The sequence below is a fragment of the Streptomyces sp. NPDC029956 genome, assembly GCF_055574655.1.
In genome coordinates this window covers 1-14,850 of record NZ_JBVHZJ010000004.1, presented here as the reverse complement: position 1 = coordinate 14,850, position 14,850 = coordinate 1, and the positions used below count along the sequence as shown (strand labels likewise).

The 14,850-nt window shown below is 74.1% G+C and carries 11 protein-coding genes and 1 riboswitch; of the genes, 5 read left to right on the top strand and 6 right to left on the bottom strand.

Annotation, left to right across the window (positions count from 1 at the left end; genetic code table 11):
• Positions 1 to 10: 10 nt before the first annotated feature.
• Complete coding sequence (locus ACZ4XX_RS03885; RefSeq protein ID WP_468506392.1) at positions 11 to 1,153, bottom strand: cobalt-precorrin-5B (C(1))-methyltransferase; 1,143 nt, start codon at positions 1,151 to 1,153, stop codon at positions 11 to 13.
• Between the two features lie 12 nt (positions 1,154 to 1,165).
• Between ACZ4XX_RS03885 and ACZ4XX_RS03880 the strand changes: the two genes are divergently transcribed.
• The gene (locus ACZ4XX_RS03880; protein ID WP_468506391.1) at positions 1,166 to 1,951 is read left to right on the top strand and encodes a cobalt-precorrin-6A reductase; all 786 of its coding nucleotides are present in this window, start codon (positions 1,166 to 1,168) and stop codon (positions 1,949 to 1,951) included.
• Positions 1,952 to 2,063: 112 nt separating this feature from the next.
• A complete protein-coding gene (locus ACZ4XX_RS03875; protein ID WP_468506591.1) occupies positions 2,064 to 3,578 on the top strand; it encodes a serine hydrolase in 1,515 nt (504 codons plus the stop codon).
• A gap of 12 nt (positions 3,579 to 3,590) precedes the next feature.
• On the opposite strand, the gene cobJ is transcribed toward ACZ4XX_RS03875, so the two are convergent.
• Genes cobJ through ACZ4XX_RS03860 form a run of 3 tightly spaced genes read right to left on the bottom strand, consistent with a single transcriptional unit; the run spans position 3,591 to position 6,951 of the window.
• On the bottom strand, positions 3,591 to 5,075 hold the full coding sequence (cobJ, locus tag ACZ4XX_RS03870; protein ID WP_468506390.1) for a precorrin-3B C(17)-methyltransferase: 1,485 nt from the start codon (positions 5,073 to 5,075) through the stop codon (positions 3,591 to 3,593).
• Entirely contained in the window at positions 5,072 to 5,707 is a 636-nt protein-coding gene (locus tag ACZ4XX_RS03865) for a precorrin-8X methylmutase (protein WP_266973609.1), read from the bottom strand. The genes cobJ and ACZ4XX_RS03865 overlap by 4 nt, the downstream gene beginning before the upstream one ends.
• Positions 5,708 to 5,721: 14 nt before the next feature.
• Positions 5,722 to 6,951 (bottom strand): cobalamin biosynthesis protein CobG, encoded by a 1,230-nt coding sequence (locus ACZ4XX_RS03860; protein ID WP_468506590.1) that lies wholly within the window; start codon positions 6,949 to 6,951, stop codon positions 5,722 to 5,724.
• 142 nt (positions 6,952 to 7,093) lie between these two features.
• Positions 7,094 to 7,252: riboswitch (cobalamin riboswitch) on the top strand.
• A 36-nt stretch (positions 7,253 to 7,288) separates the two neighbouring features.
• On the opposite strand from ACZ4XX_RS03860, the gene cobN reads away from it, so the two are divergent.
• Positions 7,289 to 10,909, top strand: a complete 3,621-nt coding sequence (cobN, locus tag ACZ4XX_RS03855; protein ID WP_468506389.1) for a cobaltochelatase subunit CobN — start codon at positions 7,289 to 7,291, stop codon at positions 10,907 to 10,909.
• On the opposite strand, the gene abc-f is transcribed toward cobN, so the two are convergent.
• Together abc-f and ACZ4XX_RS03845 are read right to left on the bottom strand one after the other, a co-directional pair.
• Entirely contained in the window at positions 10,846 to 12,531 is a 1,686-nt protein-coding gene (gene abc-f, locus ACZ4XX_RS03850; protein ID WP_468506388.1) for a ribosomal protection-like ABC-F family protein, read from the bottom strand. The two genes, cobN and abc-f, sit on opposite strands and share 64 nt — an antisense overlap.
• Before the next feature lie 194 nt (positions 12,532 to 12,725).
• The gene (locus tag ACZ4XX_RS03845; RefSeq protein ID WP_468506387.1) at positions 12,726 to 13,073 is read right to left on the bottom strand and encodes a DoxX family protein; all 348 of its coding nucleotides are present in this window, start codon (positions 13,071 to 13,073) and stop codon (positions 12,726 to 12,728) included.
• 92 nt (positions 13,074 to 13,165) lie between these two features.
• Here ACZ4XX_RS03845 and ACZ4XX_RS03840 point away from each other — a divergent pair, with 92 nt between their 5' ends.
• Both ACZ4XX_RS03840 and ACZ4XX_RS03835 read left to right on the top strand, forming a co-directional pair.
• Positions 13,166 to 13,609, top strand: coding sequence for a MarR family winged helix-turn-helix transcriptional regulator (locus ACZ4XX_RS03840; RefSeq protein ID WP_254047194.1), 444 nt, complete (start codon positions 13,166 to 13,168; stop codon positions 13,607 to 13,609).
• Between the two features lie 219 nt (positions 13,610 to 13,828).
• Positions 13,829 to 14,710 (top strand): alpha/beta fold hydrolase, encoded by an 882-nt coding sequence (locus ACZ4XX_RS03835; protein ID WP_468506386.1) that lies wholly within the window; start codon positions 13,829 to 13,831, stop codon positions 14,708 to 14,710.
• The last annotated feature ends 140 nt before the right edge of the window (positions 14,711 to 14,850 follow it).

Here is a 14,850-nt window from a genome sequence, read left to right as displayed (position 1 = left end):
GGGAGGGTGGCTACGCGCCGGCGCCGGCGCCCGCGCCCGGGCCCGTCACCGCCGACCGGCCCACCACCGTCCCCGCCCGGTCGATGCAGATCACGTCCACCGCCACCGGGGCGCCCCTGAGCACCGCCAGGGCCTCGTCGCGGGCCCGGGCGGCCACCAGGTCGCCCAGGGGGACGTGCGCGGCCTCGCAGAGGCGGAGGGCCGCCAGGCCCGTGTTCGCCCCGGCGATCTCCGCCGCGAGGGACTCCGACGCGCCGCCCGTGCGGGCCAGCTCCGCCAGGAAGCCCTTGTCGACCTGGGAACGGGCCGAGTGGAGGTCCAGGTGGCCGGCGGCCAGCTTGGAGAGCTTCGCGAAGCCGCCGCAGATCGTGAGCCGGTCGACGGGGTGGCGGCGGATGTACTTGAGGACCGCGCCCGCGAAGTCGCCCATGTCGAGGAGCGCGATCTCCGGCAGGTCGTAGAGGCCCGCGACCGTCCGCTCCGACGTGGAACCCGTGCAGCCCGCCACGTGCGTCAGACCGCCCGCGCGGGCCACGTCCACGCCCCGGCGGATCGAGTCGATCCACGCCGAGCAGGAGTACGGGACCACGACCCCCGTCGTGCCGAGGATCGACAGGCCGCCCAGGATGCCGATCCGGGGGTTCCAGGTGGAGCGGGCGATCTCGGCGCCGTTGTCTACGGAGACGGTGATCTCGACGTCGCCGCTCCCGCCGTGCCGGGCCGCGACCCGCTCCACGTGCTCCCGCATCAGCTGCCGGGGCACCGGGTTGATCGCCGGCTCGCCGACCTCCAGGGGCAGACCGGGCAGGGTGACCGTGCCGACGCCCTCACCGGCCCGGAAGACGACGCCCGAGCCGGCCGGCAGACGCCGTACCGTCGAGCGGATCACCGCGCCGTGCGTGACGTCCGGGTCGTCGCCCGCGTCCTTGGTCACGGCGGCCGTGGCCGTACCGGCGCCGAGGGACTCCGCCGTGAGCGCGAAGGACGGCGTCTGCCCCTTCGGCAGCGTGATGGTCACCGGGTCGGGGAAATCGCCGGTCAGGAGCGCCGTGTACGCGGCCGTGGCGGCCGCCGTCGCGCAGGCACCCGTCGTCCAGCCCGGGCGGAGACCCGTGTGCTTGAGTTGGGCCTCACGCCCGCCGCCTGAAGTCACGAAGAGGCTCCTGTGCACATACTCATTCTCGGGGGGACCACCGAGGCCCGCGCCCTGGCGGGACTGCTGCACGCCGAGGCCCGGGTCACCAGCTCCCTCGCGGGGCGGGTGGCGAGCCCCCGGCTGCCCGAGGGCGAGGTGCGGATCGGCGGGTTCGGCGGTGTCGACGGGCTCGTGGAGTGGATCGGCGGGCACGCCGTGGACGCGGTCATCGACGCCACGCATCCCTTCGCCGAGCGGATCAGCTTCAACGCGGCCCGGGCGGCCGCCACCGCCCATGTTCCCCTGCTGGCGCTACGCCGTCCCGGCTGGGTCCCGGGGGACGGCGACGACTGGCGTTCCGCGGCGTCCCTTGAGGCCGCGGCCGGGGCGCTGGACGGCCTCGGCGACCGGGTCTTCCTGACGACCGGCCGGATGGGCCTCGCGGCCTTCGCGGACCGACCGGAGTGGTTCCTGGTCCGCTCGGTGGACGCCCCGGAGGCCCCGATGCCGGCCCGCACGGAGATCCTCCTCGACCGCGGGCCGTTCACCCTGGACGGCGAGCGGGAGATCCTGGCCCGGCACCGGATCGACGTCGTGGTGACGAAGGACAGCGGCGGCGCGGCGACCGCCCCGAAACTGGCCGCGGCCCGGGAGGCCGGCCTCCCGGTCGTCGTGGTCCGCCGCCCCCCGGTCCCGGAGGGCGTACCGGTGGCGGCGACCCCGGAGGAGGCGGCCGCGTGGGTGCGGTCGCGCATCACGTCGTCGTCAACACCCCCCTGCCTCCTGCCGACAAGAGACGGGCAGCAGGAGTTCTGACCCCACCGGGGTCCCGTTCCTCCCGCGCGACAGCGGACCCGGGCAGGCGTTCAATGGAAGCGTGGTTACCGTCCGATGGCTGGTCACCGCGGGGATCGTGTCCGTGCTGGGCATGGGTTCCCTCGCCGGGACCGGTCCGACCCCGACCCCGACCCCCGAGCCGCCCCCGGCCCAGCCGCCGCCCCTGCTCGACCGGGCGGACGTGGACCGGGCCGTCGACCGGCTCGACCCGAGCGTCGCGGAGTTGATGCGGAAGACCGGCGTGCCCGGGGTCTCCGTCGCCGTCGTCCACAAGGACGAGGTCGTCCACATCAGGGGATACGGCGTCCGCGAGGTCGGCAGGGAAGGCAGGGTCGACGCCGACACCGTCTTCCAGCTGGCCTCCGTGTCGAAGCCGATCGCCTCCACCGTCGTCTCCGGAGCGGTCGGCGTGGACGGCTGGCAGAAGCCGGTCAGCCCCGAACTTCCCGAGTTCCGGCTGAAGGACCCGTGGGTGACCGACCACGTGACCGTCGCCGACCTGTTCTCGCACCGCAGCGGCCTCCCCGACCACGCGGGCGACCTGCTCGAAGACCTCGGCTACGACCAGGAGTACATCCTCTCCCGCCTGCGGTACGAGCCGCTCGCGCCGTTCCGTGCCAGCTACGCGTACACCAACTTCGGCCTGACGGCGGCCGCCGAGTCCGTCGCCGCGGAGAAGGGCGTGCCCTGGACGAAGCTCGCCGAGGACACCCTCTACAGGCCCGCCGGGATGAACGACACCAGCTCCCGCTTCCAGGACTTCGTCTCGAACCCCGACCGGGCCCACGGCCACGTCAAGCAGGCGAACGGGACCTGGAAGGCGCAGTTCGTCCGGGACCCGGACGCCCAGTCCCCGGCCGGCGGCGTCAGTTCCTCGGCCCGTGACATGGCGACCTGGCTGCGGCTCCAGCTCGCCAACGGCTCCCTCGACGGGAAGCGGATCGTCGCCGAGGACGCGCTCGACCTCACCCACCACCCCGAGTCCGTCGCCAACCCGGCGCACGCGCCCGCCGCGAGGACCGGTTTCTACGGCCTCGGCTGGAACGTGTCGTACGACGACGAGGGCCGGCTCCGCCTCTCGCACACCGGCGCGTTCGCGGAAGGCGCGCACACCAACGTCACGATGCTGCCGGGCGAGCAGCTCGGCATCGTCGTCCTCACCAACGGCGCGCCGGTCGGCGTCGCCGACGCCGTCGCCCTCGACTTCTTCGACACCGCGCAGGACGGGAAGCCGAGCCGGGACTGGCTGCCGATCGTCAACGCCCTGTACGAGCAGGAGGCGGAGGCCGGCCGTTCGGCCACGGACTTCGCGAAGCCGCCTGCCGACGCGACGCCCGCCAAGGCGGACAGCGCCTACACCGGCACGTACGACAACGACTACTACGGCCGTCTGACGGTGGCGGAGGAGAGCGGCGGGCTGGTCCTGCGACTGGGGCCGGAGCCCCAGTCGTACAAGCTCACCCACTACGACGGCGACACGTTCAGCTTCGCGACGCGCGGGGAGAACGCCGTCGGTCCCACCGCCGTCACGTTCTCCCCGGACGGCAGGACCGTCCGCGTCGAGTACCTGGACGAGCAGGGACTCGGCACCTTCACCCGGCAGTAGGTCCGCCTCGTTCTACCCGTAGCGGCGCGGCGTCCAGGCGATCGTCCGGCCGTCGGCCCGTTCGACCGCCCGCGTCTGCGAGGAGCCGACGAGGAGCAGGGTGCGCATGTCGACCTCGGAAGGCTCCAGGGTCTTCAGGGTCACCACCCGGACCGACTGCTCGGGGCCGCCGACGTCACGGGCGACGACCACCGGGGTCTCGGGCGACCGGAGTTCGAGCAGGAGGTCGCGGGCCGCGGCCACCTGGTGCGTACGGGACTTCGACCCCGGGTTGTAGAGCGCGAGGACCAGATCGGCGGCGGCCGCGGCGCGCAGCCGGGCCGCGATGACGTCCCAGGGCTTGAGCCGGTCGGAGAGCGAGATCGTCGCGTAGTCGTGGCCGAGGGGTGCGCCCGCGGCGGCGGCGGCCGCGTTGGCGGCGGTCACCCCCGGGAGGACCCGTACGGGCACGTCCGCGTACTCCGGCTCGCAGGCGACCTCCAGGACGGCCGTGGCCATCGCGAAGACGCCGGGGTCGCCGCCGGAGACGACCGCGACCCGGTGGCCGCGGCGGGCCAGGTCGAGGGCGAACTCGGCGCGTTCGGACTCCACCTTGTTGTCCGAGCCGTGCCGGATCTGCCCGGGACGCAGCACCGGCACCCGGTCCAGGTAGGTGGTGTAGCCGACGAGCACGTCGGCGTTGACGAGGGCGCCGCGCGACTCGGGGGTGAGCCAGGGCGCCCCGGCGGGGCCGGTGCCGACGACGACGACCTCGCCCCGCTCCCGTACGGCGGGTTCGCGGTCGATGCGGGAGGGCAGCACGGCGACCGAGAAGTAGGGGACGGATCCGGGGTCGACGTCCACGAGGTCGCCGGTCCGCTCGCCCGCCATGAACGCCCGCTCCACGTACCGGGCGTCGTCCAGCCGGCCGGCCCGCTCCAGGGCCCGCTTCACGGTGGGGAAGGTGCGGCCGAGCTTCATCACGACCGCCGAGTCGGTGCCCGCGAGACGGGCCGTCAGCTCGTCCTCCGGCAGGGTGCCGGGGATGATCGTGAGGACCTCCTCCGCCTCGCACAGCGGCTCGCCGAGCCGGGCGGCGGCGGCGGACACCGAGGTGACACCGGGGATGACGGTCGTGTCGTAGCGGTCCGCGAGCCGCTTGTGCATGTGCTGGTACGAGCCGTAGAACAGCGGGTCGCCCTCGGCGAGGACGGCGACGGTGCGGCCGGCGTCGAGGTGCGCGGCGAGGCGGGCCGCGGCCTCCTCGTAGAAGTCGTTCAGGGCGCCCCGGTAGCCGCCCGGGTGGTCCGTGGTCTCCACCGTGAGCGGGTACACCAGCCGCTCCTCGATGTGGTCCTCACGGAGGTGCTCGGCGGCGATCGAGCGCGCGATGGACCGGCCGTGGCGGGCCGAGTGGTACGCGATCACGTCGGCGGCGGCGATGGCCTTCACGGCGGCCACCGTCATCAGGTTCGGGTCGCCGGGGCCGAGCCCCACGCCGTACAGCTTGCCGGTCACTTCTGAATCTCCGCTTCGTGGGCGATCGCGTTGATCGCGGCGGCCGTCATGGCGCTGCCGCCGCGCCGGCCCCGTACGACGAGGTAGTCGAGGCCCAGGTCCTGGGCGGCCAGGGCGTCCTTGGACTCGGCGGCGCCGATGAAGCCGACCGGTATGCCGAGGACGGCGGCGGGCCTTCCGGCCCCTTCCGCGACCATCTGCAGGAGGTGGAAGAGGGCGGTCGGCGCGTTGCCGATGGCGACGACGGAGCCTTCGAGGCGGTCCCGCCACAGTTCGAGCGCGGCGGCGGAGCGGGTGGTGCCGAGGTCGGCGGCGAGGGCCGGCACGGACGGGTCCGAGAGGGTGCAGATCACCTCGTTGTCGGCGGGCAGCCGGCGCCGGGTGACACCGCTCGCGACCATCTGCGCGTCGCAGAGGATCGGCGCTCCGGCCCGGAGCGCGGCGCGGGCGTTCGTGACGACCTGCGGCGACCAGGCGATGTCGCGTACGAGGTCGGTCATGCCGCAGGCGTGGATCATCCGGACCGCCACCTGGGCGACGTCGGCGGGCAGGCCCGCCAGATCCGCCTCGGCGCGGATCGTGGCAAAGGACTGGCGGTAGATCTCCGCCCCGTCCTTCTCGTAGTCGAACATCCTGTTGCTCTCGCTCATCTCGTCGTGCGGGCCGCGGTCACGGCTTCGGGCAGGGCGGTACGGGGGGTGGGGACGCCGTCCACCAGGTAGGCGCCGCCGGCGGTGGCGAGGACGTCGGTCCAGGCGCCGTGCGGGTGTCCGCAGCGGCGCTCGCAGCCGGAGAAGTGCACGGGGAGGCGGGGAGCCCCGAGGTGCACGAGGGGTCCGGGTAGGGCGTCGGCGCGGACGTCGGCGAGGGACTTGGCGCAGCCGGGCCGCCCGGTGCAGGCGGTGACGCCGGCCCAGGGGGAGTCGGGGCGGGTGACGAGCCCGGCCGCGCCGAGGGCGGGCAGCCGGTCGGCGCAGGCCCCGACGACGACGACCCCGCGCCAGGGCGTGAGCCGGACCTCCTCCGCGGGGAGCAGCGCCCGGAGCTGCGCGGCGGTGAGGCGGCCGAGCGGGGCGAGGACGGAGAGGGCGGCGGGCCCGAGGACGCCGGGCGGGAGGGGAGGGCCCTGGGGGAGTTCCGGCGCGGGTACGGGCTGCGCCGTCACCCCCGACTCCGCGATGTCCACCGGCTGCCCCTCGGGGAGTTCCCGGACCCGCCAGGCCCCGGTTCCGGCCTTCCGCGCCGCGGCCAGGAACCCGCCCGCCACCGCCAGGGCCGCGCTGGGTGCGTCGGCGCTCGGGAGCCGGACGGCCTGACCGCCGACGTGCAGCTCGGCCTCTCCGCCGCCCACTGCGACCAAGGTCACATCCCCGCCGAGCCCCGCGACATCACCGCGTCCGTCGTCGAGGACGAAGAGGAACCGGCCGGAAAGCGCCGCCGCCCAGGGTGCGGAGAGCAGGTGGGTGTCCAGCTCGCGGGCCCACAACTGCACGTCGGCGGCGCCGAGTCCGTCGAGGCCCGAGGCCGGGGAGGCGACGATGTTGCGCACGCGTTCGTGGGTGGGGGAGGGCAGCAGGCCCGCCTCGCCGAGGAGCGCCGCCAGCTCGGCCCCGCAGTCGTCGCCGAGGCCGCGCAGCTCGGCGTTGCCGCGCGAGGTGATGCTGAGCCGTCCGTCGCCCAGGGTCTCCGCCGCGTCCGCCAGCGCCTCGACCTGACGAGCCGTCAAATGGCCGCCGGGCAGGCGGAGTCGGGCGAGGCGGCCGTCGTCGGCGGAGTGCAGGCGCAGCGCCCCGGGGCACGCGTCGCCACGGTCCCGTATGCGAGGTTCGCCCGGGTCGGGCGTCGAGGGCGGGGTGGGCGGCATGGCGGCGAGCATACCGACGGGCCACCCGGCGGCCATCGGGTGTGATCCGGCCGACCCGGCGCCCCGCCCGGCCCGGAGGGCGGTCGTCCGGAAGGCATCCGGACCCCCGGTGTGATCCGGCCGACTCCGTCACCCGCCCCGGCCCGTCGACCGCACGATCTACTATGCAGACGGCATGGGGTCCCAGGACCCCGGGGAGGAAGCCCGGTGAGAATCCGGCGCGGTCCCGCCACTGTGAGCCGGCCCGGACTGTGCGTCTGCACGATCCAGGGACCGGTGAGTCAGGAACTCCCGCCGTCCATACCATCACCCGGGGCGCGGACAACCCCGAGGAAGGCCTGCGCTCGCCATGCTTCTGCTGCTGTCGCACTCCGACACCGACCTGCTCAGCGCCCGCGCGGCCGGCGGCCCGGTGGAGTACCGCTTCGCCAACCCCGCCCGTCTCCCCCTCGCCGACCTGACCGGCCTCCTGGCCGAGGCCGAGCTCGTCGTCGTACGGCTCCTCGGCGGCCTCCGCTCCTGGGAGGAGGGCCTCGACGCGGTCCGTGCGGCCGGGAAGCCGATGGTCGTCCTCAGCGGCGAACAGGCCCCCGACGCCCAGCTGATGGAGACGTCCACCGTCCCCGTCGGCGTCGCCACCGAAGCGCACGCCTACCTGGCGCACGGCGGCCCCGCGAACCTGGAGCAGCTGGCCCGCTTCCTCTCCGACACCGTCCTGCTCACCGGGCACGGCTTCGAGTCCCCGGCGGCCGCCCCCACCTGGGGCCCGCTGGAGCGCACCCCCCGGACGACCGACGGCCCGACGATCGCCGTGCTCTACTACCGCGCCCACCACATGAGCGGGAACACCGCCTTCGTCGACTCGCTGTGCGAGGCGATCGAGGACGCCGGCGCCCAGGCCCTCCCGCTGTACGTGGCCTCCCTGCGCGCCCCCGAGCCCGAGCTGCTCGACCGGCTCCGTACCGCCGACGCGATCGTCACCACCGTCCTCGCCGCGGGCGGCACCAAGCCCGCCGAGGCGCAGGCCGGCGGCGACGAGGAGGCCTGGGACGCGGGCGCGCTGGCCGCGCTCGACGTGCCGATCCTGCAGGCGCTCTGCCTGACCGGTTCGCGCGCCGCCTGGGAGGAGAACGACGAGGGTCTCTCCCCGCTGGACGCCGCCAGCCAGGTCGCCGTCCCCGAGTTCGACGGCCGGCTCATCACCGTGCCCTTCTCCTTCAAGGAGATCGACGAGGACGGGCTGCCCGCGTACGTCGCCGACGCCGAGCGCGCGGCCCGCGTCGCCGGGATCGCCGTGCGGCACGCCCGGCTCCGGCACATCCCGAACGCCGAGAAGAGGCTGGCGCTCGTCCTCTCCGCGTACCCGACGAAGCACTCCCGCATCGGCAACGCCGTCGGCCTCGACACCCCCGCCTCCGCCGTCTCCCTGCTGCGCCGACTGATCGCCGAGGGATACGACTTCGGCCCGGAGGCCGACCTCCCCGGTCTCGTCTCCGGCGACGGCGACGAGCTGATCTACGCCCTCATCGAGGCCGGCGGCCACGACCAGGACTGGCTGACGGAGGAGCAGCTCGCCAAGAACCCGGTCCGCATCCCGGCCGCCGACTACAGGCGCTGGTACGCGACGCTCCCCGAGGAGCTGCGGACCCATGTCGAGGAGCACTGGGGCCCGGCGCCCGGCGAGATGTTCCTGGACCGGTCCCGCAACCCGGAGGGCGACATCGTCCTCGCCGCACTGCGCCGCGGGAACCTGCTGATCCTCATCCAGCCGCCGCGCGGCTTCGGCGAGAACCCGATCGCGATCTACCACGACCCCGATCTCCCGCCGTCCCACCACTACCTGGCCGCCTACCGCTGGATCGCCGCCCGCTCCGAGGACGGCGGCTTCGGTGCCGACGCCATGGTGCACCTGGGCAAGCACGGCAACCTGGAGTGGCTGCCCGGCAAGAACGCCGGTCTCTCCGCCGCCTGCGGCCCCGACGCGGCCCTCGGCGACATCCCGCTGATCTACCCGTTCCTCGTCAACGACCCGGGCGAGGGCACCCAGGCCAAGCGCCGCGTGCACGCCACGCTCGTCGACCACTTGGTGCCGCCGATGGCCCGCGCCGACTCGTACGGCGACATCGCGCGCCTGGAGCAGCTGCTCGACGAGTACGCGCAGATCTCCTCCATGGACCCGGCGAAGCTGCCCGCGATCCGCGCCCAGATCTGGACGCTGATCCAGGCCGCCAAGCTCGACCACGACCTGGGTCTGGAGCAGCGCCCCGAGGACGACGGCTTCGACGACTTCCTGCTGCACGTCGACGGCTGGCTGTGCGAGGTCAAGGACGCCCAGATCCGCGACGGTCTGCACGTCCTCGGCGGCGCCCCGGAGGGCGAGGCCCGGGTCAACCTGGTCCTCTCCATCCTGCGCGCCCGCCAGATCTGGGGCGGCACCCAGGCCCTGCCCGGTCTGCGCGAGGCCCTCGGTCTCGACGAGTCGGCCGCGACCCGCACCACCGCTGACGAGGCGGAGGCGAAGGCCCGCGAGCTCGTCGAGGGCATGGAGGCCGCGGACTGGTCCGTGGACGCGATCGCGGCCGTCGCCGCCGCGTACGGCCCCGAGGTGCACGCCGTGCTCCGTTTCGCCTGCGAGCAGGTCGTGCCGCGCCTGGGCGCCACCACCGACGAACTCACCCACGCCGTGCACGCCCTGAACGGCGGCTTCGTCCCGGCCGGCCCGTCCGGTTCGCCGCTGCGCGGCCTGGTCAACGTCCTGCCGACCGGCCGGAACTTCTACTCCGTCGACCCGAAGGCCGTGCCGTCCCGGCTCGCCTGGGAGACCGGCCAGGCGCTCGCCGACTCGCTCCTGGAGCGCTACCGCACCGACAACGGCGAGTGGCCGACGTCCGTGGGCCTCTCCCTGTGGGGCACCAGCGCGATGCGCACCGCCGGCGACGACGTCGCCGAGGCGCTCGCCCTGCTGGGCGTCCGCCCGCTGTGGGACGAGGCCTCGCGCCGGGTGAACGGCCTGGAGCCCATCCCGCTCGCCGAGCTGGGCCGCCCGCGCGTCGATGTCACCCTGCGCATCTCGGGCTTCTTCCGGGACGCTTTCCCGCACGTCATCGGCCTCCTCGACGACGCCGTACGGCTGGTCGCGGGCCTGGAGGGCGAGTCCGCGGAGGACAACTACGTCCGGGCGCACGCGCAGGCCGACCTCGCCGAGCACGGCGACGAGCGGCGCGCCACGACCCGCATCTTCGGCTCCCGGCCGGGCACGTACGGCGCGGGCATCCTCCAGCTGATCGACTCCCGCGACTGGCGCACCGACGCGGACCTCGCCGAGGTGTACACGGTGTGGGGCGGGTACGCCTACGGGCGCGGGCTCGAAGGCCGCCCGGCGCGCGCCGAGATGGAGACGGCGTACAAGCGGATCGCGGTGGCCGCGAAGAACACCGACACCCGCGAGCACGACATCGCCGACTCCGACGACTACTTCCAGTACCACGGCGGCATGGTGGCGACCGTCCGTGCGCTCAAGGGCACCGCCCCCGAGGCGTACATCGGCGACTCCACCCGCCCCGAGACCGTCCGCACCCGGACGCTCGTCGAGGAGACCTCCCGGGTCTTCCGCGCCCGCGTGGTCAACCCGCGCTGGATCGAGGCGATGCGCCGCCACGGCTACAAGGGCGCGTTCGAGCTGGCGGCGACCGTCGACTACCTCTTCGGGTACGACGCCACGACCGGCGTCGTCGCCGACTGGATGTACGACAAGCTGACCCAGGAGTACGTCCTCGACCCGGAGAACCAGGCCTTCCTGAAGGAGGCCAACCCCTGGGCCCTGCACGGCATCGCGGAGCGGCTCCTCGAAGCCGAGTCGCGCGGCATGTGGGAGAAGCCGGACCCGGAGACCCTGGCCGCGCTGCGTCAGGTGTTCCTGGACACCGAGGGCGACCTCGAGGGCGCCGCGGACTCCTCCGAGGAGGACTGACTCCCCACCAGGGCGGGGGCCGGTGCCAGTTCGAGGCGGCGGCCCCGGAAGCCCTCCCTGAGGCGCCGGTCGTGGGTGACCACGACCAGCGTGCCCGGGTACGACGCGAGCGCGGCCTCGATCTCCTCCACGAGCGCCGGGGCCAGATGGTTGGTCGGCTCGTCGAGGAGGAGCAGATCGGCCGGTTCGGTGACGAGGCGCGCCAGTTCGAGTTTCCGGCGCTGTCCTGTCGACAGATACCGGACCGGGGTCGTCAGGTCCCCGGCGGAGAAGAGACCGAGGGCGAGCAGTTCGTCCGTGCGGTCCGCTCCGAAGGCCTCGCCCACCGTACGGGGGTCGGTGGGTGGGGCCGTCTCCTGACGCAGCATGCCCACCCGGGCCGGGACCTTCACCGTGCCCGCGTCCGGCGCGAGTTCACCCGCGAGCACCTTCAGGAGGGTGCTCTTCCCGGCGCCGTTCGGCCCGGTGACCAGGAGCCGCTCGCCCGCGTCGAGGTGCAGGGCGTCGAGCCGGAGCCGGCCGTCCACGTGGACGTCGGCGAGGTCGACGGGGGCGCCCGCCCCGCTGAGCTCCCCGCGGAACCGCAGCGGTTCCGGGGGCGCCGGCACCGGGTCGGCGGTCAGCCGGGCGAGCCGCTCGCGGGCGGCCCGGATCCGGCTCATCGCCCCGTGCGCCCGTGACCGGGCCCGGAAGGCTCCCGCCCCGCTGAACGCCGCCGGGGCCTTGCGCGGGATGGCCGAGAAGCGGTCGGTGTTCGTGTCGGCGAGCGCCCGGTACCGGGCGAGCTCCTCCTTCCACTCCTCGTACTCCCGCTGTCTGCGGGCCCGTTCGGCGGCGCGTCCGGCGAGGTAGCCCGCGTAGCCGTTGCCGTAGCGGCGGACGGTGTGACGGTCCTCGTCGACCTCCAGGACGGCGGTGGTGACCCGGTCGAGGAAGACCCGGTCGTGGGAGACGGCGACGACCGTGCCCCGGTGGGCGCGCAGCCGCTCCTCCAGCCAGGCAACGGCCTCGTCGTCGAGGTCGTTGGTCGGCTCGTCGAGCAGGAGCAGTTCGGGTTCGGCGGCGAGGACGGCGGCGAGCGCGAGCCGGGACCGCTGGCCGCCCGAGAGCGTGCCCAGGGGCCGGGCCCGGTCGAGCGGGCCGGGTTCGCCGAGCTGCCGGAGCGTGGTCTCGACCCGCCGGTCGGCCCCGGCGCCGCCCCGCGCCTCGTAGGCGGCGAGCAGTTCCGCGTACCCGGCGAGGTCGCTGGTCCCGGCGAGCTCCGCCTCGGCCGCCCGGATCGCCCGCTCCAACTCCCGTACGTCCGCGAGCGCATGGTCGACGGCGTCCCCGACGGTCGCGGTGGGGGGAAGGTCCAGGGTCTGGGCGAGGTGGCCGAGGCCGCCGGGGGACTCGACGGTCACCGTGCCGTTGTCGGCGGTCTCCGGATGGGCGAGGAGCCGGAGGAGGGTGGACTTCCCGGAGCCGTTGTCGCCGACGACGCCGAGGCGTTCACCGGGGCGGACGGTGAGGGACACGCGGTCGAGCACGGTCCGGTGCTGGACGTGCCGGTCGTCGTAGCGCTTGCTGACGTCGCTGAGTCGGACACGGAACAAGGGCGATCTCCTGTGGGTCGACGACATTGAGAGACGAGACGTCTCGTCTTATGCCGTCGACGGTACCCCAGGCGTGGGCTCTTCGCAAGACGTTGCGTCTCGCCAGGTCGGAAGCCTCGATCGGAACCGTCCATCGGAACCCTCGGCCGGAACCCTCGGCCGGAAGCCTCAGGCCGGGAGTCTCGACCGGAAGCGTCGGGCCGGAACCCTCGGGCCGGGATTCAGGCCGAGGCCGTGCGCAGTATCAGCGCGGCTATCGCGAGCAGGGTGATGACCACGACCGGCGCCACCTCGTAGTCCTTCGCCCGCAGGTGGGTGATCAGGGCGCCGATGAAGTAGAGCGCGACGCCGATCGCCGCCGCCCCGCCGAGCGCCGGCACGGCGAGCCCGGCGAGCAGGCCGAGCGCACCTGCCGCCTTCAGGGTCGCGAGGCGTGGCAGCCAGGAATCCGGCACGTCGAGCTTGGTCATGCTGCCGACGATCTGGGGGTTGCGGGTGAAGGTCAGGAAGGCCGAGGCCGAGAGTGCGAGGGCGAGCAGCGCGGCGACGACGGTGTAACCGATGAACATGGGCGTACTCCAATGATTCGAGAGCTTCAATCGTTGAACTGTATCAACGATTCCCCGCGCTCCACAATAGGGCCGCTGCTACGGTGGACGACATGGCAGCTCTCCCGACCGACCGCCTCGGCTTCCTCCTCTCCTTCCGTGGTGAGCTCACCGGCGCGCGCATCCGCGCCGCCCTGGGCGTCGCAGGACTGCACCCGAGGAACGCGATGACGCTGATGCAGCTCGCCCCCGGGTCCATGAGCCAGCGCGAGCTGGCCGCCGCCATGGAGGTCGACCCCAGCCAACTGGTCGCGATCCTCAACGAGCTGGAGTCGGAGGGACTCGCCGAGCGGCGGCGCGACCCGGCCGACCGGCGCCGCCACATCGTGGAGATCACGGAGGCGGGCGCGGCCGCCCTGGACCGGGTCGACGCGGCCGTGAGCGCGGCCGAGCGCGAGCTCTTCGGCGACCTCACGGAAGCCGAACAGGTCCTGTTGCGCGGTCTGTTGGACCGGGTCGTCGTGGACGCGGCCGATCACGACTGCGACGCCGGGTGAGGCCGTCGGGTCGCCACGACTGCGACGCCGGGTGAGGCCGTCGGGTCGCCACGGCCGCGACGCCGGCTGAGGACGCAGGGTGCCGGGACCTCGACGCAGGCGGCGCGACGACCGTGGCGCCGGGCGGAAGGATTCCCCGGAGGGTGCGCGCGACCGATGAGTTCCGGTGGGGCCGGGGGTCTACCCCGATGAACAGCCGCACGGCCCACCACCGAGGAGATGGCCATGGTCGAGACCGACACCCGCGTCCTGGACACCGCCGGCGCGACCCTGCGCTACGACGTACGCCCCGGCACCGGGGCCGACGGGCGCCCCCTGCTGCTGATCGGCTCCCCGATGGACGCCACCGGCTTCACCACGCTCGCCTCCCACTTCGCCGACCGGACCGTGGTCACGTACGACCCGCGCGGGGTGTCCCGCAGCGAGCGCACCGACGGCGCGGCGGAGACGCTGCCCGAGGAGCACGCCGACGACCTGGCCCGGCTGATCGAGGCACTCGGCGCCGGTCCCGTGGACGTCTTCGCGAGCAGCGGCGGCGCGGTCAACGCCCTCGCGCTGGTGGCCCGGCGCGGCGACCTGGTGCACACCCTGGTCGCGCACGAGCCCCCGACCGCCCAGGTCGTCCCGGACCGCGAGGCGGTTCTGGAGGTCTGCGCGGACGTCCACGTCACCTATCTGCGGGACGGCTGGGGGCCCGCGATGGCCAAGTTCCTGGCGCTGACCGCCCGCAAGGGCGAGTTCCCGGCGAACTGGGCCGAGGAGCCCGCCCCCTCCCCGGCCGCGTTCGGCCTGCCGGCCGAGGACGACGGCTCGCGCGGCGATCCCCTGCTCGGCCAGAACATGCGCGGCTGCACCTCCTACGTCCCCGACTTCACCGCCCTGCGCGCCGCGCCGACCCGGATCGTGGTCGCGGCCGGCAAGGAGTCCGAGGACACCTTCGCCGCCCGTGCGGCGGTCGCCGTCGCCGAGGGCGTCGGTACCCCGCTCGCCGTCTTCCCGAGCCACCACGGCGGTTTCCTCGGGGGCGAGTTCGGCCAGCAGGGCGCTCCGGCGGAGTTCGCGGAGGCACTGCGCGCGGTGCTCGACGACCACGCCAGCTGACCCTCCGCGTCAGCTCTTCGTCGCGGGGGGGGGCCCCCCCGCCGCCGCCCCCCGCCGGGTTTCCCGCCCCCCCCCTCCCCGGGGCCTTTTGGTGGTCACCCAAACCCAGAAGGTCTGTCGGGTTTTCCCCCTAAAGAAAA

What these genes read in the sequence shown, in the direction of transcription:
- ACZ4XX_RS03835 (WP_468506386.1), top strand. Translation starts at nt 13,829, where the DNA reads ATGGCCATGGTCGAGACCGACACCCGCGTCCTGGACACCGCCGGCGCG.
- ACZ4XX_RS03840 (WP_254047194.1), top strand. Translation starts at nt 13,166, where the DNA reads ATGGCAGCTCTCCCGACCGACCGCCTCGGCTTCCTCCTCTCCTTCCGT.
- cobN (WP_468506389.1), top strand. Translation starts at nt 7,289, where the DNA reads ATGCTTCTGCTGCTGTCGCACTCCGACACCGACCTGCTCAGCGCCCGC.
- ACZ4XX_RS03845 (WP_468506387.1), bottom strand. Translation starts at nt 13,073, where the DNA reads ATGTTCATCGGTTACACCGTCGTCGCCGCGCTGCTCGCCCTCGCACTC.
- ACZ4XX_RS03860 (WP_468506590.1), bottom strand. Translation starts at nt 6,951, where the DNA reads ATGCTCGCCGCCATGCCGCCCACCCCGCCCTCGACGCCCGACCCGGGC.
- abc-f (WP_468506388.1), bottom strand. Translation starts at nt 12,531, where the DNA reads ATGTCGTCGACCCACAGGAGATCGCCCTTGTTCCGTGTCCGACTCAGC.
- ACZ4XX_RS03875 (WP_468506591.1), top strand. Translation starts at nt 2,064, where the DNA reads ATGGGTTCCCTCGCCGGGACCGGTCCGACCCCGACCCCGACCCCCGAG.
- ACZ4XX_RS03865 (WP_266973609.1), bottom strand. Translation starts at nt 5,707, where the DNA reads ATGTTCGACTACGAGAAGGACGGGGCGGAGATCTACCGCCAGTCCTTT.